This is a genomic window from Paenibacillus sp. CF384 (assembly GCF_900106745.1).
Taxonomy (GTDB): domain Bacteria; phylum Bacillota; class Bacilli; order Paenibacillales; family Paenibacillaceae; genus Paenibacillus_Z.
This window is the reverse complement of record NZ_FNNV01000023.1, coordinates 21,774-40,808: the sequence shown is the minus strand read 5'-3', so window position 1 is coordinate 40,808 and position 19,035 is coordinate 21,774. Positions and strand designations below refer to the sequence as shown.

18 protein-coding genes and 1 riboswitch are annotated in these 19,035 nt (G+C 49.2%); of the genes, 4 read left to right on the top strand and 14 right to left on the bottom strand.

Annotated features, from left to right (window positions below):
• Positions 1-13 precede the first annotated feature (13 nt).
• From BLW29_RS27495 to BLW29_RS27470, 6 genes are read right to left on the bottom strand one after another with little or no spacing between them, the layout of a single operon-like run.
• Entirely contained in the window at positions 14-1,027 is a 1,014-nt protein-coding gene (locus BLW29_RS27495) for a ThiF family adenylyltransferase (RefSeq protein WP_256208979.1), read from the bottom strand.
• A 19-nt stretch (positions 1,028-1,046) separates the two neighbouring features.
• Positions 1,047-2,054: an ABC transporter substrate-binding protein gene (locus tag BLW29_RS27490; protein WP_090985727.1), complete on the bottom strand. Its 1,008-nt coding sequence runs from the start codon at positions 2,052-2,054 to the stop codon at positions 1,047-1,049.
• A 14-nt stretch (positions 2,055-2,068) separates the two neighbouring features.
• The gene (locus BLW29_RS27485) at positions 2,069-2,821 is read right to left on the bottom strand and encodes an ABC transporter permease (protein WP_090985725.1); all 753 of its coding nucleotides are present in this window, start codon (positions 2,819-2,821) and stop codon (positions 2,069-2,071) included.
• The gene (locus BLW29_RS27480; RefSeq protein WP_090985723.1) at positions 2,818-3,645 is read right to left on the bottom strand and encodes an ABC transporter ATP-binding protein; all 828 of its coding nucleotides are present in this window, start codon (positions 3,643-3,645) and stop codon (positions 2,818-2,820) included. The genes BLW29_RS27485 and BLW29_RS27480 overlap by 4 nt, the downstream gene beginning before the upstream one ends.
• Complete coding sequence (tenA, locus tag BLW29_RS27475; protein WP_090985721.1) at positions 3,633-4,304, bottom strand: thiaminase II; 672 nt, start codon at positions 4,302-4,304, stop codon at positions 3,633-3,635. The genes BLW29_RS27480 and tenA overlap by 13 nt, the downstream gene beginning before the upstream one ends.
• Before the next feature lie 30 nt (positions 4,305-4,334).
• On the bottom strand, positions 4,335-5,624 hold the full coding sequence (locus BLW29_RS27470; RefSeq protein WP_090985719.1) for an acetylornithine deacetylase: 1,290 nt from the start codon (positions 5,622-5,624) through the stop codon (positions 4,335-4,337).
• A gap of 72 nt (positions 5,625-5,696) precedes the next feature.
• A riboswitch (TPP riboswitch) is annotated at positions 5,697-5,807 on the bottom strand.
• A gap of 152 nt (positions 5,808-5,959) precedes the next feature.
• Between BLW29_RS27470 and BLW29_RS27465 the strand changes: the two genes are divergently transcribed.
• Genes BLW29_RS27465 through BLW29_RS27455 form a run of 3 tightly spaced genes read left to right on the top strand, consistent with a single transcriptional unit; the run spans position 5,960 to position 9,426 of the window.
• On the top strand, positions 5,960-7,297 hold the full coding sequence (locus BLW29_RS27465; RefSeq protein WP_090985716.1) for a spore germination protein: 1,338 nt from the start codon (positions 5,960-5,962) through the stop codon (positions 7,295-7,297).
• Positions 7,290-8,369 (top strand): GerAB/ArcD/ProY family transporter, encoded by a 1,080-nt coding sequence (locus BLW29_RS27460; RefSeq protein WP_256208977.1) that lies wholly within the window; start codon positions 7,290-7,292, stop codon positions 8,367-8,369. Before BLW29_RS27465 ends, BLW29_RS27460 begins: the two co-directional genes overlap by 8 nt.
• Positions 8,353-9,426, top strand: coding sequence for a Ger(x)C family spore germination protein (locus BLW29_RS27455; RefSeq protein ID WP_090985712.1), 1,074 nt, complete (start codon positions 8,353-8,355; stop codon positions 9,424-9,426). The genes BLW29_RS27460 and BLW29_RS27455 overlap by 17 nt, the downstream gene beginning before the upstream one ends.
• 57 nt (positions 9,427-9,483) lie before the next feature.
• Here BLW29_RS27455 and BLW29_RS27450 read toward each other — a convergent pair whose 3' ends face one another.
• Entirely contained in the window at positions 9,484-10,704 is a 1,221-nt protein-coding gene (locus BLW29_RS27450) for a multidrug effflux MFS transporter (RefSeq protein ID WP_090985710.1), read from the bottom strand.
• A gap of 342 nt (positions 10,705-11,046) precedes the next feature.
• On the opposite strand from BLW29_RS27450, the gene BLW29_RS27445 reads away from it, so the two are divergent.
• Positions 11,047-11,994, top strand: a complete 948-nt coding sequence (locus tag BLW29_RS27445; RefSeq protein ID WP_218147143.1) for an aminoglycoside phosphotransferase family protein — start codon at positions 11,047-11,049, stop codon at positions 11,992-11,994.
• A 90-nt stretch (positions 11,995-12,084) separates the two neighbouring features.
• Here BLW29_RS27445 and BLW29_RS27440 read toward each other — a convergent pair whose 3' ends face one another.
• The 7 genes from BLW29_RS27440 to BLW29_RS27410 form a co-directional block, all read right to left on the bottom strand.
• Entirely contained in the window at positions 12,085-12,921 is an 837-nt protein-coding gene (locus BLW29_RS27440) for a phytanoyl-CoA dioxygenase family protein (RefSeq protein ID WP_090985708.1), read from the bottom strand.
• Between the two features lie 57 nt (positions 12,922-12,978).
• Positions 12,979-13,995, bottom strand: coding sequence for a LacI family DNA-binding transcriptional regulator (locus tag BLW29_RS27435; RefSeq protein ID WP_090985706.1), 1,017 nt, complete (start codon positions 13,993-13,995; stop codon positions 12,979-12,981).
• A gap of 7 nt (positions 13,996-14,002) precedes the next feature.
• Entirely contained in the window at positions 14,003-14,842 is an 840-nt protein-coding gene (locus BLW29_RS27430; protein ID WP_090985704.1) for a carbohydrate ABC transporter permease, read from the bottom strand.
• Positions 14,843-14,861: 19 nt separating this feature from the next.
• Positions 14,862-15,737 (bottom strand): carbohydrate ABC transporter permease, encoded by an 876-nt coding sequence (locus BLW29_RS27425; RefSeq protein WP_090985702.1) that lies wholly within the window; start codon positions 15,735-15,737, stop codon positions 14,862-14,864.
• A 93-nt stretch (positions 15,738-15,830) separates the two neighbouring features.
• Positions 15,831-17,171, bottom strand: a complete 1,341-nt coding sequence (locus tag BLW29_RS27420) for an ABC transporter substrate-binding protein (protein ID WP_090985700.1) — start codon at positions 17,169-17,171, stop codon at positions 15,831-15,833.
• A 308-nt stretch (positions 17,172-17,479) separates the two neighbouring features.
• Positions 17,480-18,385: an aldo/keto reductase gene (locus tag BLW29_RS27415; RefSeq protein ID WP_090985698.1), complete on the bottom strand. Its 906-nt coding sequence runs from the start codon at positions 18,383-18,385 to the stop codon at positions 17,480-17,482.
• A gap of 164 nt (positions 18,386-18,549) precedes the next feature.
• Complete coding sequence (locus tag BLW29_RS27410; protein WP_256208976.1) at positions 18,550-19,029, bottom strand: DoxX family protein; 480 nt, start codon at positions 19,027-19,029, stop codon at positions 18,550-18,552.
• Positions 19,030-19,035: the final 6 nt, after the last annotated feature.

Genomic DNA, 19,035 nt, shown 5'->3' with positions numbered 1-19,035 from the left:
TAGTCCCTCCCTATTAAGATCCGATATAGCGGGCATACAAAATCTTCGCGCGAACCAAATCATCCGTTCCCTGCACGAACACTCGACCATCCGGGAATAAGACCAGTCTCTCTCCTTCCGGCAGCTCCGCACGAAGCAGGTAAGCATTCACGCTCACTTGTACTACCGCTGGCTCCAGTCGCGTTCGCCATAATTCCAAATCAATAGGACCGTTCCCGGCCATTTGTACCGTTTCTCGTCCGCATAAGGAGATGGCCGAGTCTTGTTCAGCCTTATCCAGTGCGGGATATTGCTTTAACTGGCAGCATGGACAATTGCTTCTTGGTTCGCCAAGCTTCATATCATAGGCATGATTGGCCCACAGATCAAAGGTCACTAGACTGTTTCGACGTTTGTCATGCGCTCCGACAAGATACTTCATCGCCTCTACGGCTTGATAGGAAGCGACAATATCAACGACTGGCGCAATAACGCCGATCGTATCGCAGGTTTGACCGCTGGCATCGGCAGATTGTATGAAGCAGCGCAAGCAAGGCGTGCTGCCCGGAACCAGAATCGCGCTCATCCCTCGCGAGCTGACCGCACCTCCATACGTGAAGGGAATGCCCATCTTGAAGCATGCATCATTGAGCAGAAATCTCGTTTGGAAATTATCCGTTCCATCGAGCACCAAATCGATTCCCTCCAGGAGGGATTCCATATTATGAACGGTGACATCGGCCACAATCGCTTCGAGCTTGACATCGGAGTTAATCTTGCGCAGTTTCTTCTCCGCAGCGATGACCTTGGGATAACCTTGCCGAACATCGTCCTCATCGAATAACATCTGCCGCTGCAAATTGCTCTGCTCCACATAATCCCGGTCCACGAACCGTACCAAGCCTACACCGGCTCTTACCATATGATTAGCCAGCACCGTGCCCAGCGCGCCCATGCCAACGATCAAGACCGCGCTGTCCTTCAGCTTCTGCTGACCGGTTTCTCCGATTGGCGCAAACAGCATCTGCCTTGAATATCGTTCATTCACCTGTCCGACTCTCCTCGCCTTACAAATTGCGGAATGCTTCTGCTGCCTTCACGCTCTTCGAGATCTGGCCTTGTTCTGTCAGCCACGTAATCACGTCGTTCCACGATTGCTCCGACTGACTGGCAAAAGGCTCTTTCCCTGCATCCATCAAGGGCAGCAAGATCGCTAAGCTTTGTTTCTCGACAGCAGCATCCAGCGGGAAGTCTGCACTCTGTTCATCCAGCAGCAGCTGCAGCGCCTCATCCGGATGGCTTGCCGTATAGGCTTGCCCTTTGCCCGCTGCCTCTATGAATTTCTTGATGGCGTCACTCTTACTGTTCAGCCCTTCTTCACTTGCGGTAAGGACCAGCTCATAGTAATCCGGCACGCCGTATTTGGAAGGATCGAAGGCCGTCAGCTTCTCGCCTTCTTTCTCCAATAACAGCTTCTCGTGATTCACATAGCCGCCGATGATCCCATCGACCTTCTTCGTCGTCATCGCCGGAATCAGGTCCCAGCCTACGTCTGTATAAGATAGTTTCGAAGGGTCGCCGCCGTCTGACTTCACCATCGTATTGACGATCGCTTCATCGAGCGGAATCGAAGGGTATCCGATTTTCTTGCCGACCAGATCCTTGGGACTGTTAATTCCCGCTGAATCCAGAACAAGCAGTTGATTGAGCGGATGACGAACAATAGCGCCGACGGACACGATCGGAATGCCTTCGGATCGTGAGATCGCCACCTGCATTTGATAGCTCAGCGCCAGATCCGCTTTCCCGGTAGCCACCAGCTTCAGCGCGTCGTTCGTGTCCGCCGGCGTTTGCAAATTCACTTTCAACCCGGCATCCTGGAAATATCCCTGCTCTTGTGCCGCATACAAGAACGTATGCACGGCGTTCGGATACCAATCGAGCAGTACCGTAATTTCCGTCTCCCCATTAGCTGTCTGCTTATTGGACCCGCAGCCTGCAACGACCAGTAAAACCAATGCAAGAGCTGCCGTCTTCCAGGTATTTCTCGACCATACACGTAACTTCACTGTCATTTCTCCTTTTTCACTTAACTTCTGCGATGACCCAGGCAAGCCCGCTCTAACCATTGAACTGCGAGGAACAAGATGATCCCCATAGCCGACAACAGAATCACGCCTGAGAACACCGCTTCGCCGCGCAGCATATTGGATGCCCGCTTCGTGTACATCCCGAGACCACTTTCGCCTCCGAGCCATTCTCCAAGCGTTGCGCCGCCAACGCTGATCGCCGCTGCCATCTTCAGCCCCGTGAAGAATCCCGGAAGCGCAGATGGAATCTTCCACTTCGTAAGGAGATCGCGTTTGCGAGCCCCCATCGTTCGCATGAGCTCCCCAATATCGGGATCAGCCGAGCGAAGCCCATCCGCTGTATTCACGGCAAGCGGGAAGAACGTGAACAAGACGACCACGGCAATCTTGCTCCATATCTCATAACCGAACCACATCACCATGATTGGCGATAGAGCTATAATCGGAATCGTCTGAGAGCCTACAATAAGCGGGTAGATCGTCTTCTTCGCTAAACCGGAGCTTTCTATCCAAGCGGCAGCCAGCGTTCCGAACAAGACGGAAATGCCCAGCCCGAGCAGAGACTCTCCCAGCGTGACGCCAAAATGTTTCCCCAGCAGCTGTTTATTCTCCCACATGGAGACAAACACATCAGATAACCTTGGAATGATGTAATGCGGGATGTTCATGACCCTCGTTCCGACTTCCCAAAGCACAGCCAGCAGCAGCACGAACACTAGAACAGGGACATTCGCGATTAAACTTCGTTTCATCGCTTGACACCTCCATTCGAGCGGCCGACACCGAAACCGATCCAATCCAGCAGCTGCCGCTTCAAGCCGATGAACGTCTCATCCAGCGCCGCTTCATAGCCGCGAGGGCGAGGTAAATTGACGTTCAGCTCACGAAGCATCGTGATGGGGGATTGCGCCGCGACGAGTACCCGATCTGATAGGAGCAGCGCTTCATCAACGTCATGCGTGATGAATAGAATCGTCTTGCGGTGCTGCTCCCAAACTTGCAGCAGCCACTCCTGCATGCTGATTCGCGTCATGGCATCCAAAGCGCTGAAGGGTTCATCCAGCAGGAACAGCTCCCCTCCGCCCAGTAAGGAGCGCAGAAACGATACGCGCTGACGCATACCGCCGGATAATTCATGCGGATATTTGTTTTCCGTTCCTTCCAGCCCTAAGCCCGGCAGCAGCTCTACGACCTGGCGACGGGCTTCCCGCTTCGATGTTCCGTGCAGTTCCAAGCCAATTGCAGCATTATCGAGCACGGATCTCCATGGGAGAAGGCAGTCCTTCTGGGGCATATAGCCGATCTTCCCAAGCTTCGTTGCTGCTGTCGCGGAGTCGCCTGCTGCGCCGATTGCAATCGTGCCGGCTGTAGGAGCAAGCAGTCCGGACAACAGCCGGAAGAGGGTTGTTTTGCCGATCCCGCTTGCCGCCAGGATGCTGACAAACTCGCCTTGTTTAATCGTGAAGCTGAGCGATTCGAATAGTGGTGATTCTTGCGGAAAAGAAAAGCTGAGCCCGCGTACTGATAACGCTGCCTGCTGCCCGCCCGCCTCTATGTTTGTGCTCAAACCGGCCACTCCTCTTGTCGATAGGCCATATCCCAGAACATATATTCAAGCTTGGATGCAACGAGGAAACGCTCCTCGAGCTGTGCAAGCTCCGCTTCAGGCTGGCCTTCTGCCAAACGATCCATTAAATCGATGCACCAATGGGTTAAGGCCTCGAACTCCTCGGAACCGTACATAAGAATCCACTCCCGATATAGCGGATGATCCAAAGCCCCCGGAATTTTCATAAATGTGGCCCCAATTTCCTGATAACTCCACATACATGGCAGCAGCGCGGCTACCACCTCCGCGAGCGAGCCCTGCGCGGCGACATCCAGCAAATATTTGGTATAAGCAACCGTAGTCGGCGCAGGACGCGTCTGCTCCAGCTCCTCTCGCGTGACGCCGAAACGCGCCGCGTAACCCCGGTGGAGCTCCATCTCGACATGCAGCGTGGAATGAAGCAATTCTGCGAACTTTACCATCGTCTCCATATCTCTGGCCTTCATGCTGCCCATAGCGAATAGCTTGGCATAATCGATCAGATACACATAATCCTGCTTCAAATAATAGATAAAGCGCTGCGGATCAAGCGTCCCCTCCCGCAATTCCGTCAGAAACGGATGCTGGTGGCTCTTGACCCAAATCTCATGCGCTGAATGGTATAGTCTTTCACTAAATCGACTCACTGGTTCTCCTCCATCCTCTTGCCTGTTCCGTTACTCGTCTCCTTGCTTGCTCCGATTACACCAATCCGCAATGAAGCCAATCATGACTTTGACGTAATCCACGAGTTCCTTCATATCCGTGCTTTCATTAACGGCATGCGCATGCGCAAGTTCACCCGGACCGTAGATAACGGTCTTGATTCCTGCCCGCCCGATCCAGCCTGCATCCGTTACGGTTGGACTCATGCCCATCTGTGGTTCGGTGCCCATCACTCGTTGGTGGCCCGCAATCAATGCCTTCAGCCCCTCGCTCTCCGTGTCCAGCTCCAGCGAGGGGAATATTTCGCCGCGTTCCTCAATCATCGACCGACCGCCCCAGCGGAAAGTAGGCGGATTGTTCCTAAGCCAAGGATCGGCTTGCGCGATTGCGAGCAAATGCTCCTCGATTTCAGCAGCAACCGATTCATAATCCTCATTCGGATAAAAATGCACTGTGATCCATAACGCACACTTATCTGCAATAAAAGCCGCATGGCGGCCACCTTCAATAACGGCGGGATTAATCGTATTCGAGCCCGCCGGAAAACCGGGATAAGACTTGGTCACAGCCCAGTGTCGCTCCAGCTCTTGCAGCCCTGTAATCAGTTTGGCCATCTTCTCGATGGCGCTAGCCCCTTGAATGCCGCCGCCGGCATGAATCATGCGTGCTCGCATGCCATCATGGTAGGTAACTGGACTTTGGATCGTCACCCAGCCGGTGATGACGCCGCCTTGTCCTTGAATCGCCATTGCGCTTGTATCTGCAACAACGGCAAAATCCGCCGTATATCCGCGTTCCATGCAAGCACGCGTCCCGGCTTCGCCGGCCTCTTCCCCAATTACGGAATGAAACAGCAGATCGCCTCGAAGCTCAACTCCCGCTTCTGTTAGCAGCTTCACGGCGAATAGCAGCGCCGCAAGCCCGCCTTTCATATCCGAAGTTCCTCTCCCATACGCTCTACCATCCTTCAAGGTCAACTGGAAGGGGGCTTCGTGCCACTCGCTGCTATCTCCGACCTCGGCTACATCCATGTGCCCGTTCAGCAGCAGGCTTTGATGCGTCTCCCGCTGCGTACCGCGTTTGATCGCCGTAACGTTCGGATCGCCGGGATAAACCTCCCACAATTCCGTCTCAAATCCATTCGCCCGGAGATATTCCTCCAAGAACCGCTGCGCCTCTAACGTGTTTCGAGCAGGCGGACTAACGGTTGGGAATGCGATCAACTCGGCGAGCAAAGCAAACAGTTCACCTTGTCGCTCCTCTACCTGCTGCTGCAAGTGCGAAATGATGGAATCTCTCATTACCTATGATCTCCTTTCCGTAGGAAAGCAGGCATGAACAACAGAAAAAAACCATTCGAGAATATACGAATGGTTTGAATTCGATACGTTCTCTACGCCAGCATTACCTGGTTCAGATTAACGGTCAGGGAAATAACGTTCCCTATCTCAGCCAGACTCCATCCAGCACCCGTACTTCAATATGAAATTATCCTCACTATAGCTCATTATGTTGTAATTGACAACAAAAGTTAATTGAGTTCCCTGCAGCGCACACGGCAGCGCACACGAAAAAATGTATATTGTTACCATCCGAGGGTATACTCACACTAATATCTGGGAGAGGAGGCTCTGTCGTGAACACGATCCTTCAGAATCTAAGGGATGCTTTTTCCGGGGATGATGATTTTTTCTTGCAAGAAGAAACACTCATCGAGAATCCCGTCGTATTGGCGGGCTGCCATTCACTAATGGATTTGGTCCTCACGAAACTCAGCCTGCAAACCTATGTGAATACAGCCAAGCAATCCAATCTTACAATAGATGAACTCAAGAACGTATTAGGTGAAGTGAAAGTCCCTGCCGACACGAAGGATTTAGTCACCTCTATCATTACAGGCAAGCTTCTCATTTATTTCGAAAATGACGGTTCGTTTGTCATCATGACGCCCTCTCCAAACCCGATAAATCGGGCAATTGAGCCTCCTATTAACGAAAATGTATTTCTAGGCTCTCAAAATTCGTTTACCGAGGATATCAATTACAATATCGGAATGCTGCGGAAACAAATTTCCTCTGATCGAATAAGGGTACAATCTCACTTAATCGGAGAAGAACCAACGAAGCTCTCGCTCATCTATTATGAAGGGCATACGAACATGGAATTGGTTCAAACAATCGTGGAGCAAATCGAGAAAAACAAAAACAAATCTATCGAAAATTTACAGCAGTTATCCAGACTGATCATAGGGCTGCCTTCATGGACGATCATCTCCAAATTCAATCAAACGGAGCTTCCCCAAGAAGCCGCGAAATTTCTGAGAAAAGGCAGAGCCATTCTGTTTGTGGACAGGCTTCCTTTGGCATTAGTCGTACCCGGCCTGTTTATGGATATCTTCTGTATGGACAGTGATCGAAACTTGCCTCTCCCGTTAATGTGGTTTTTGCGCGTTACACGGGTCATAGGCGCGTGGTTAGCGTTGATCCTGCCGGGCTTATATGTCGCTCTAGTCTCCGTCAACCCCGAGGTACTGCGTATCGAATTGGCTTTATCGATTGCGCAGACCAGATCAGGCATTCCTTATCCTTCCATTGTCGAAATATTACTCATGCTCATCATTATTGAACTCGTAATCGAAGCCAGCATCCGATTACCCAAAAATATCGGTCCCACCATAACGATGGTTGGGGGGATCATTCTTGGACAAGCTGTGGTGCAAGCTAAATTAGTCAGTAATCTGCTTATCATCGTCATTGCGGCGACTACAATAGCGAATTCTACCATCGTTGGGTTGCAGCAATCCCTGGCCCTTAGAATCTCGAAATACGTTATCGTCGTGATGGCTGCCCTATTCGGTGTACTCGGAATCTTGGAAGGACTGGTACTTGTGTGTGCCTATTTAGCGAGTTTAAATACGTATGGAATTCCGTACCTCAGTTTCTCAAAGAGAATGGATGAGATCAATCGTGGATAAAACTTGGCAAGTAACCGTTACGTATATCATTATGAATCTTGGTCTTATCTTCTTCCTCTACCCCGGAGATATCATCGCAAGTACGGTTGACGGTCACTGGATTCCGATTCTTCTGGGCTTTGCTGTGCATTTTCTGGTGATAACCATCTATATGACGGGCCTCGAAAACTTGGGGAACAAAGATATCATTAGTTTATACTTAGGAATAGGCAAAGGATTACCCCTTATACTTTTACTTCCTATCGCTGTTTATGTGCTTATGACGATCATTATTATGATTCGAAGCTTAGCTGAGTTCATGATGATCGTTTTCCTTGGCAGCACGCCTTTATGGGCGGTCTTGCTTCTATTCTTGTTTATAGCAAACTATCTTGCCCTCAAGGGAATCAATTCCATCTTGCGAACGAGCATTCTTCTCGGCTTGGTGAATATTCCGGTTATTTTGTTTTTTTTCTCGAGCTCCTTTCAAAATGCCGATTGGCGGTATGTGTTTCCGTTGTTTGGAGACTTATCCTTCATTTCATCCCCCAGCTACATGAAAAGCTTTTTCGTTTTCTCCGGCGGATTCCTTTTTCTCGGTTTTATGCAACCGGCGGTTACTTTTCGGAAACGCAATATATGGATTGCCGCTTTGGTTCTTCTGCCCTTCATTGTTTTCTCCGTCTACATCCCTTTAATGACCTTCGGGCAGGCAACAGCGTCCACGTTCCACTTTCCGTTTGTCATTGCGCTCGATACCATATCCCTTACTTGGCTTATGTTTGACAGAATTACGATATTTTTGTTCTTGAGTTTGATTTCTTTTCTCATGATCTTTCTTTCGATCGGTTTATGGTCGATGACGCGAATCGTCAATCAAAGCTTTCCTGTCACAAAGCCCATTTATGTGCTGCCGGTGCTTTCGCTGTTCGTTTTTGTTGTTTGTTTGGTGATTCCCAATTGGAAAGACATTGAGAAACTTTTTTGGTGGAATACATACTTGAGGTTTTATATTCTGCTAACCGTTCCACTTTCGACTTATATGATCGGATTGCGAACTAAAGGAAGGTCAAATTATGAACCGATCGGTTAAACGAGCGCTAGGTTTGGCGATAAGTGCCGGAATGGTCCTCTTATTATGCGGATGCTGGGACAACAGGGACATCAATCACAGGTCGTTACCTATTGGAATGGGACTTGCCTTACATAAAGGCATCTATGAAGTTGTCCTGCAAATTCCGGAGCCAGCCCGCAGTGGCGTCAATATTAGAATATTGAAGCAAAAAGGGGAAACCATCAGCCAAGCCGTGGACAAGATCAGCGAACGAATGGAATCCAGCGTCGATCTTCTGCATTTGAAATTCATCCTGATCGAGAAAGGTTACGCGGAGCAAGGGCTTAAGGATAGCATTTCCAGTTTCATGAGGTCCAAAGACATTTCGCCCAAAGTGATTATTTCCATCTGTGACGATAAAATAGGTCCATTCTTTGATTATGTGCAGCGTTCAATGAACCCCACGAGTACGACCCTCTACGATTGTTTCGAGAAAAATGCGGGATGGAATCCACAAATGGCGTTGACACGGATTTGGGAAGTTTATCGAAGCATCTACTCCTATACCCGGGATGTCGCCGTCCCGATCATTAAAACCGGAAGAAGCGGAACGATCGATTATGTAGGTTCGGCAATCATGAGGAATGGCAAAATGGTTGACCAGATTACACCGGATGAATCGTTGCTTTTCAATGCCTTTAACGGGGAAAGCGCGCAAGGAAAAATTGAAGTCACGGACAAGGCAAGTGTCCTCATATTAGGGAGCTCGATGAACCATCGCAGCAGCTTTAGCAACAATACACCGTATTTAGACATTCAAATGACGATCAAAGTTTCGGTCGTCGAGACTAGAGGGACTGTCACTTCACAGATCATTAAGCAAGAATTAAATGCTGCGCTTACAAAGCGCTTTAATCATTTATTTCATAAAATGCAAACCCGAGAAGCCGATATCCTCGGAATCGGACAATACTTTAGAACCAAAATTCCTCGATCTCATTTAAGCCATTGGAGAAGTGAGTATCTCCCAAGGCTGCAATTGCATTTCAGAGTAAATACGATCATTCAGAATGAAGGGAAGACCAAACTCGCATAGAAAAAACCACGTCCATGGAATGAACGTGGTTGAATGGTTTATTAGGTTGTCTTCCCTTTACGCTATATGCCTAACTTGAGCTGCTGTACGCGAGCTTCTTCTTACGAGTAAGTAATAAGCCAGCAACGCGGCGAGACTTGTCAACAAAATAATGACGCCAAGCGGAACGGCAGTGTCTTCTCCTGCGATACCGACAAGCGGGGAGACAACCGCTCCAAGCAAGAAGGGAACTACGCCAAGCAGCGCAGCCGCACTGCCTGCCATATGCCCCTGGCTCTCCATCGCAAGCGGGAATGCTGCCGTTGATGTGATACCAATAGACGCTACGAAGATAAACAGCGGAATTACGAGCGCGACGAGCGGCCCATGGACGATGCCGACAATTAAGACGGTGACACTTGCCAGTAAGGCAAGCCCAAGGCCGAGTAACAGGAAGGCCTGTTCGGATACGCGATGCGACATCCGTCCAACCAGCTGGGATCCGATGATTAAGCTAATGCCGTTCGATGCGAATAATAGCGCGAATACGGTCGGCGAAGCCCCATAGATATTTTGATAAATAAATGGCGTACCCGAAACATAAGCGAAAACCCCTGCAATCATGATGCCCTGTGCGAGCATATAGCCGAGAAACTGGCGATCTTGCAAGAGCGACCCGTAGTTCCGCAGCTGCTCCATGAAATTACTGGGCCTGCGAAGATCGGCCGGCAGCGTCTCCTGCAGTCCCCATTTGGTCATGATTAATAGATAGATTCCCAGCAGTGCCAGTGCAATAAATACGCCGATCCACGTCGAGAACGAAAGAACGCCGCTGCCGGAAACCGGCGCCACGAGCGGACCTAAATTACCGACCAGCAAGAGCATCGAGAAAAATTTCGTTAGTTCATGACCGCTGTACAGGTCGCGTGCGATCGCTCGGGAAATGACAATGCCCGCCGCTGCGGCAAACCCTTGCACGAACCGGAATGCGATCAGGAGCCCGATAGTAGGCGAGATTGCGCAAGCTAACGAAGCGGCAACATAAGCAGCCATGGCGATCAGCAGAGGATTACGTCTCCCATATACGTCGCTGAGCGAACCCATGACCAGCTGGCCGATGCCGAGTCCGAGTAAACAAGCGGTTAAGCTGAGTTGGACCAGTGAAGCTGACGTATCAAATTGCTTCACAATTTCCGGGAAAGCAGGTAAATACATATCAATCGTAAAAGGCCCGAGTGTCGAGAATATACCGAGCAGCATCGCTAATTTAAACACGTTCTGACTGTTCTTGTTCTTCATAATCAAGCAAATCTCCTATTCTACTAACTATATCCCAATCCAAAACTCTTAATAGCTCAATTCCGTGCTATAGAGTCTGTTTCTCATCCTATCACAACTGTACGGATGACCACAACAAATGGGGGCACACAAAATAAGCCAACCCATGATGACGGGTTGGTTTATTCCAGGCCTGGCACCTTGCATTTTGCATGCACGGTTCGTTAGCTCATCCAACCTTGCCTCCAGCAAAAGATACGCCTACAATGAATGTATCCTATTCGAGAGCGAGTGTGATTGCAATGAAAACCATACAAATATTGGAAGCCGCAGCCATAACGCACAACACTTTCAGGAGGTACTATGACAAACATAGATCGATTACAACCAACTTCAACGACGACTGTCAAGATGCACAATAACGAGGTCGAAATTGATGCCTCGCTAGTGAAACGGTTACTCGCCGGACAATTCCAGCAATGGGCGGAGCTTCCGCTTACTCGGATACAGTCCAGCGGAACGGACAACGCGATTTATCTGCTTGGTGAGGATTTAGCCGTTCGAATGCCTCGCATTGATTGGGCAACAGGTCAAGCTGAATTGGAGCAGTATTGGCTGCCAAAACTTGCTCCACATCTGCCGCTTCCCATTCCTGCCCCGCTCGCTATTGGGGTCCCTGCCGAAGGTTATCCATGGCAGTGGGCTGTCTATCGATGGTTTAAGGGAGCGGATGCCATTGTCGGAAGAATTGACGATTTGGGTCAAGCCGCAGCTGATATCGCGCAGTTCGTCGGCGCCATGCAGCGTATCGATCTTGGCAGCGAGGTCATACCTCCGTCATCCTCGCGAGGGATGTCGCTGACACCGAGAGATAGCGGTGTTCGCAAGGCGATCGCTGAGCTGGAAGGCATGATTGATCAACAAGCGGCGCTCTCAGCTTGGGAAGAAGCTCTTGGAGTACCCGATTGGCAAGGAGCTGGTGTCTGGATCCACGGTGACATTCACGCAGGGAACGTACTCATAGAGAATGGCCGCATTAGCGCCGTTATCGACTTTGGCTGTATGGGCTTAGGCGATCCCGCATGCGACATGTTGTTTGCTTGGAGTATTCTCACCGATGCAACGCGGCCTTTATTCCGTGCGGTGCTGCAGCCGGATGACGCAACCTGGGCTCGGGGCCGCGGCTATGCGCTGTCCATGGGCTTGTTTGCACTGCCTTATTACAAGGACACCAACCCAGTGTTCGCCTCCGTCGCAAAACGAATTATTGATGAAGTGCTTACTGATTTCAAGAATAGAAACGAATCTTAACTCGTACCGCGGAACGCCACAGCAGCACACACCAAAAACCGCATTGCAACCCTCTTCTCAGGGTGCAATGCGGTTTTTTCTCATTCACGTCTAATGCTTCGGCTCGGCAACAGGAAAGCCGATCTTCTCATTACGCAGCAAACGCTGTGCTTTCACAGACAGCTGATCGTACATCTCTTGCGGTATTTGAATGGTGGCCTCACGCTGCTTGTTCTCCGAGTAAATAAGCGCGATATTCGGTCGATGCTTGTCGGACTTGTTTGGCGTGCCGCGGTGCCAGACTCGATCATCGCGAATCAAGATGGAGCCTGCCGGCATGAGCATCTTGATCCCATGCATATGCTCGGCGAGCTTAGATTTGCTGAATGCATTCGGCGCATACCAGTTATCCGGATGCAAATGCGTCCCGCCCGGCCAAATCTCCATCGGACCGTTATTCTCATGAACATCCACAAGCGGATAATTGACAATTAAGTTGGCAATCGGCAAATTCGCTGCGTATTTATCTCCGTATCGCGAAGATGTATCCGAATGGACAGGCTGTGATTTCTTACCGCCGGGCATGGACGTGTTCGTTGCAAAATAGGTCATTACGCAATCCTCGCCCAAAATCCGATCCACGATTTCAGTCACGAATGGGTTGGCAATGACCACTTCATCGCAGAACGGCTCCTCAAACGGCAAGTAGAGTCGTACGTGGTTGGTGCCATCGTTAAATCCATTCTTCGGATTAAGAATCTCTTCGCGATGCTCCTCGAAGTAGGGATCCAGAATGGCTGTATAGCTGTTGAACAGCTCTTCCACTTGAGCTCTTGGCAACACTTCTTCAAATAACACATACCCGTTGACTTTAATCAATTGAATAGCAAGCTCCAATGTTTCGGGAGATAACTTGCCGCTTTTCAGTTCCTCAGCGCTAAGTCTCATTGCATACCAACCTCCACTAGTTAGAATGTAATCGTCATCATCATGCAGACAAAGGCTTTAGAGCAGCCGCTTTGTACTCTCACGTACGATCAATTCATTCTTCAGCACCACGTTGTGGTCAACATCTGTTCCTTCGAGCATCTCGATCAGCAGCTTTGCCGATGCCCAGCCCATCTCGTATTTGTTCTGATGAACGGTAGTCAGCTTCGGGGTACAGTACGAGGAGAGAATGATGTCGTCATAGCCGACCACGGATACCGAATCAGGGACCTTTCGCCCCCTCTTCTCGAGCGCCCTCATCGCGCCGAGCGCCATAAGATCACTGGAGCAAAATACGGCGGTAACCCCCGGATGTTCGTCCAAAATACGCATCATCGCCTGTTCTCCGCCCTCTTCGGAAAACTTTCCATCGAAAATTTTCGAAGAATCGAAAGCATATTCGCGTTCGAAGAGCGCCTTCTTAAAGCCCCTTAGACGCTGCTCACTGACATGTGCTTCATCATAGCCGTTGATCATCGCGATATTCGTATGACCCCACTCCATCAAATGATGTATGGCCAATCGAACCCCTTCAATATTGTCGGTCGTGACATTGCCCAGAATCTCATTCGAGAACGGGATATCAATCAGGACGCACGGAAAATTGGACTTCTTGATGACTTCCTCCAAGTATGGATCGTCGACCCTTAAGCCGAAGATAATCGCGCCATCCACATTTCGCTCTTTGCATAAGTTGTAGTAGGATTTGATCCGCTGCTTGGACGGACTTGTGCTGAACAACAAGATGTCATATTCCAGCTCGTTTGCCCGATCATTGATGCCGCATAAGATTTCGAAGGCGAGATTGTCTTTCCCCCCCGAATACTTCAGTCCCGAGAAAATAACGCCAATGGTACGCGTTTTGCTCGATACCAGGCTTCTCGCTACCGCATTGGGCGAATAATCCAACTCTTCGGCTATCTCATGGATTCGCCGCTTCGTCTCTTGGCTAACGTCATCATAGCCGTTAAGCGCTCTGGAAACGGTAGTTGTCGATACACCGGCCATTCTAGCAATATCCTTTATCGTCGCCAATCGCTCATCAACCTTTCACGCCGCCACTGACAACGCTCTGCTGCACCTGTTCCTGAGCCACCATATATAGAATAATACTAGGCAGCGTCACGAGCGTCAGTGCTGCGAACAGCTGGGTGTAGTTATAGGAGAATTGTTCGGTAAAAAACTGCAAGGCGACAGGCAGCGTCCGATTCTCTGCGGAAGCCGTCAGCATGAACCCATAGAAAAATTCATTCCAATTGCCGAGGAACATGAGAATGCCTGCCGTTGCCAAGCCTGATCGCGCAAGCGGTAAATTGATATAGAAGAACACCTGCCAGAAGTTAGCCGATTCCATATAGGCCGCTTCATCGAGCTCTCTTGGAATGGAGAGGAACGTAGCCCTCATGATGAACAGCGATACAGCAAGTCCCGCCGATATGTATACGACAATGAGTGCCAATCTCGTATCGTAAAGTCCGGTAATATTGATGAAAGAGAAAATAGGCTGTGCCGTAGCATGGCCGGGAATGAGCAGCGTAATGGAGAACAGAACGAACAGAATATGTTTTCCCTTAAAATCGAACTTCGCAAACGAATAAGCCGCGAGCGCATAGAACAGAAGCGCTATAAGTGTCGAAGTGACCGATATCAATACGGAGTTGGTCGTGTTGCTCAAGAAGTTATTCATCTTCAGCACCGAGTAATAGGCATGAAAGTTAATGTCTACCGGAAGCGCAAACGGCGTGTTCAATATCGCTTTGTTCGATTTAAACGAAGAAACGACAATCCAGAGCAGCGGGACTAGCGATATGCAGACTGTGAATAAGAGCACCAAATAACTGAAAGCCCCTACCAGGCCGCGTTTCAAAGGTTCAGCCTTCATACAGCAGAATCACCACCTATCAGTTGTAGACACTTTTGTTCATCTTGAACACCTTGGTCGTAATGGCCAGAACGCCGATTCCCAGAATGATCATGATCGTTGCGACCGCATTGGCATACCCGAATTGATAATTAATGATGCCGTCGTAGAGCATGACCGAGATATTATACGTGGAGTTGCCGGGACCGCCTTTGGTCGTCAAGAAGATCGCTTCGAACATCGTAATTCGCGCTATGATCGATAAGATGACCGAAGTCCCCAGCGCTCCGCGAATCAACGGCAAATTGATCCGCCAATGAATTTGAGCTTCTGTTGCTCCGTCTATTTTGGCCGCTTCATGGAGCTCCTTAGGAATCGCCATGAGGTCGGATAAGACAAGCAATGTCACGATTACCGCGTAGAAGACCCATGTTAAGCTGATTGCCGAGAACGCGTATTGTTGATCGAAGAACCAATTCGTATGAAAGTTCGAGAATCCGAGTTTTCGAATGAAATTGTTAAGCAGGCCCATCTGGTCATTGAAAATAAACCGATAGATGATCGCCCATGCGGATACCGCGATAACGTTCGGAATCATGAATACTCCGCGCACGAATCGCCAGCCGACCGGGCGCTTGAAGATAATAAAGGCGACCAACGCTCCGAACGGGACATGGATGAAGGTGGCGATAAGCGACCATTTTAACAAATTCATTAAGGAGACAAGAATCGAATTGTCGTCCGTGAAAATCATTTTATAATTATCGAATCCAATAAATTTCGCCGAATCAAAGCCGTTCCACTCCATGAATCCGGTTGTAAACACGGTCAGAATGGGTACGAAATAGAAAATCAGAAAGACGATAAGCGTAGGCACGATAAAGAGATACACCCAGAATTTGTTGTACTTGTACATGACCGAACTCCTTCCCGAAGAGCGGTTTGTCTGTGCAAGAAGCGCACCGGCTATTGCTGCGCGCTTCTTGCACAACTTATCCTATCTGCTGCGTTATTTCTTAAACTTCTCGGCCGTGTCTGTCATCGCTTTGCAGAACTGTTCGGGCGTCATATCGTTCGTAGCCAGGAGCGGCAAGTTTTTGGCGAACAGATCGGATACGGATTGAGGCACGATATCGTAGATCAATCGGTTGAGTGTTTTCATCTTGGAGCCGACTTCGTCGTTCAACTGTCTTAGAATCGGATCCAGCTTCGCTTTCGCATCATCAGGCATCGGAAGCTTCGGAGCAAAGCCGCCTTCCGCTACCAGAAATGCATTTAACTCATCCGGCGAATAGATGAATTTGAAGTACTCGATCAATCCATCCACCGTTTCCTGCGGCGTATCCTTCGGAATGGAATACCAGTAGCCGTCAGCGGAGCCAAGCGCGACGCCGTTCGGATAGATCGTTGCGCCTACTTTGCCCGCAAAACCCTCGGAGGCTTTGTCCGGATTGCTGAAATCCCCGACCATCCATGGGCCGTTAGCAATCATGGCCGTATTGTCGCTGAAGAATTCATTGGCTGCAATGGAGTAAGTCGCACCGAGTGCGGACTTCGTCGTGTAATCCGTCAGCAGCTTCTGTACCTTGGCAAAGGTATCAATCCACAGCGGAGAGTTAAAGTTTGTCACGATATCGCCTTTCGTTAACAGCTCCTGACCTTCCGGCTCAGAGGCGATCATGGCGGAAGCAAGCAGCATCGTCGTCCAACCGTTCTCGCCGGTCATGAGGGACAACGGCGTAACGCCGGCCGTTTTCAATTTATCCAGATCGCTGAAGAAACCGTCCCACGTCGTCGCCGGCTCCGTAATACCGGCTTTCTGAAGCAGCTCTTTGTTGTAATACAGGCCGATCGGACGCTCGAAAGCAAGCGGCAGCGATACGATCTTGCCGTTCTTATCTGTGTTATATTTCACTGAATCATCAATTAGGATCGAATTGATTTCCGGATTGTTGTCGATGTAAGGTTTCAAATCGAGAAGATCGCCGTTGTTAATCATAATGTCGGCAAGCTCTTTATCGACTTCGATAAGCGGGGGGAGTTTCTTCTGCTGATAGAGGAGTTTAATTTTCTTCGCGTATTCGTCTTGCACGATTTCCTCGATTTCAATCTTATATTTACCGGCATATTTCTGGTTAAAACGCTCAATCTGCGGAAGGTAAAAGATCGCTCCGACGTTATTTCCCGTTTTGTAACTCGGGAACTTGATGACTACTTCTTTGCCGCTGTCTGCCTTGTTAGTACCGCTATTCGAATTTGCCGACTCACCGCCATTATTGTTGTTGCTGCCACAGGCTGCCATCGTTAGAACAAGAAGGGTTGCAACTAGTAAGAAACCGATTTTCTTCACAGATAAACCTCCCCTAATTTTAGCTCGTTACTTCCGTTTAAGTGAAGTATGACTGAAAATGTGGTGGTATCAGTTCGAAATCTGTACACTCCTTTCTTCATAAGAAATGAATGACGGAACCTTCCGAAACGTTTAGGGAAATCATCCGAAACGTTTAAGGAAGACTGCGCCTTCATTATAATTACGATTGGAAGCGATTACAAGGTAGTTTTTGCCATTCGATTGAAGTTGTTAAGATTCGACAAAATAGCTCCTAATCATATAAAAAGCCACTTCTTGTCGAAGTGGCTTTTGTGTCATTTAATCATCTATGCTTTAGGAAATTGACCTGCATCTTGAAGGCGACGTTTCGCTTCCTCGTAAACATCTGCCGGAAGCACGCCCTTCTGGGCAATCTTAATGTTTTCATTCAAATGCTCCGGACTCTTCGTCCCGACAATCGTAGTCGTTAGGTCAGGGTGACTTAAGGTATACCGCAGCAAGAACGCTGTACGGCTTTCGCCTTCATCCAACAGCTCGTCTAGCTTGGCAGTCTCCCATGCAGCCCATTTATCCCCATTGCCCAAGCCTACGCCTGGTTCTCCGCGCCCGACTCCTCCGCGAATGATGGTTCCTGCACCGGATAGTGCCGCCTCGGAAATCACATTCTCGTGATCGCGCTCCAGTGCAGAGTACGGAATTTGGAAGCTGTCGAATACGCCGGTTTCGATGTATTTCGTGATGTGGGGAAGCGTCGAGGATATTCCGATCCAACGCACTTTTCCTGTTGCCTGAATTTCCTTCAGCACATCAATTAACTGGCCTTCATCGGTTTGTTCGATGGTAGGATTATGAAGCTGCATAAGATCAATGTAGTCCGTGTTCATTCTTCGCAAACTTACATCTACATTTCGCAATAGATTATCTCTTGTCCATACATGAGGCGTCTCGTCATGATCGCCTGCATTGACGACCGTGCAGCCGCATTTGGTTGCTAAGAAATACTCGCTGCGCCGCTTGCTGATAAATCGTCCGATATACTCTTCGCTTAATCCGTAATCGTATGCCGTGTCGATAAAATTGATACCGGCATCCAGAACCGCATTTAGGATCCGCTCTGCATCGGAATCCGTAACGGGGCGTCCTCCCCAAATCCGGGGTCCCCGAATTTCCATTGCACCAAAACCCAGTGTGGTAACTTCCAGTCCGGTACGTCCCAATTGTCGCTTTTGCATCCATTTTCACTCCATTTCTGAATGGTATACAGATTTGATGATGTGCCTGGATTACGCCTTCTTTGGATCTACTAAATAGTCTATCAATTAGAATATAAACAACAATACTGGAAATGAATAGTACGCACATTAAATTCACTAGGTTACCTTGGGGTTAGTAGCTTCTAAGTATAGAAAAAGCCCACGAACGATATTCGTGGACTTAAAGTACGGCCTAGCCAAATAGATTGGACATGTCGTCCGCATATAGAATGACTACTCCGGCAGCAATCAATAGATTCAATAGAGCCGGGAATACTTTTGCGAAAGGATGGATGTTTAGCCTTGAAATGAAAGAGCAGCGCCACAATCATCATAACGCCTACCAATACGCCGGCCCATGCGGCATACCCCGGAGTCCAGTATCCGATGATAAGTCCAATGCATGCAACAATTTGGACGATCCCTGTAATGACGCGAAACCATTGAGGCAATTTAATCGAATCGAATAGTTCAACCTGATGCTTAGCTCCTGCAAGCTTGCTTCCTCCGAAGAATGCCATGGAGAAGAGCAGCCAGCTTTGAAGAATAATGGCGAGTATATGCACGTAAACTCCACTTCCTTTATGTTTTGTAATCGGACACCAATCAGTGTCCCAATTCATAATATA

Coding starts and splice junctions, on each gene's coding strand:
- BLW29_RS27470 (WP_090985719.1), bottom strand. CDS start 5,624: ATGAGAGATTCCATCATTTCGCACTTGCAGCAGCAGGTAGAGGAGCGA.
- BLW29_RS27430 (WP_090985704.1), bottom strand. CDS start 14,842: ATGAAGGCTGAACCTTTGAAACGCGGCCTGGTAGGGGCTTTCAGTTAT.
- BLW29_RS27410 (WP_256208976.1), bottom strand. CDS start 19,029: ATGAATTGGGACACTGATTGGTGTCCGATTACAAAACATAAAGGAAGT.
- BLW29_RS27490 (WP_090985727.1), bottom strand. CDS start 2,054: ATGACAGTGAAGTTACGTGTATGGTCGAGAAATACCTGGAAGACGGCA.
- BLW29_RS27425 (WP_090985702.1), bottom strand. CDS start 15,737: ATGTACAAGTACAACAAATTCTGGGTGTATCTCTTTATCGTGCCTACG.
- BLW29_RS27440 (WP_090985708.1), bottom strand. CDS start 12,921: ATGAGACTTAGCGCTGAGGAACTGAAAAGCGGCAAGTTATCTCCCGAA.
- BLW29_RS27485 (WP_090985725.1), bottom strand. CDS start 2,821: ATGAAACGAAGTTTAATCGCGAATGTCCCTGTTCTAGTGTTCGTGCTG.
- BLW29_RS27415 (WP_090985698.1), bottom strand. CDS start 18,385: ATGCAAAAGCGACAATTGGGACGTACCGGACTGGAAGTTACCACACTG.
- BLW29_RS27455 (WP_090985712.1), top strand. CDS start 8,353: ATGAACCGATCGGTTAAACGAGCGCTAGGTTTGGCGATAAGTGCCGGA.
- BLW29_RS27450 (WP_090985710.1), bottom strand. CDS start 10,704: ATGAAGAACAAGAACAGTCAGAACGTGTTTAAATTAGCGATGCTGCTC.
- BLW29_RS27445 (WP_218147143.1), top strand. CDS start 11,047: ATGACAAACATAGATCGATTACAACCAACTTCAACGACGACTGTCAAG.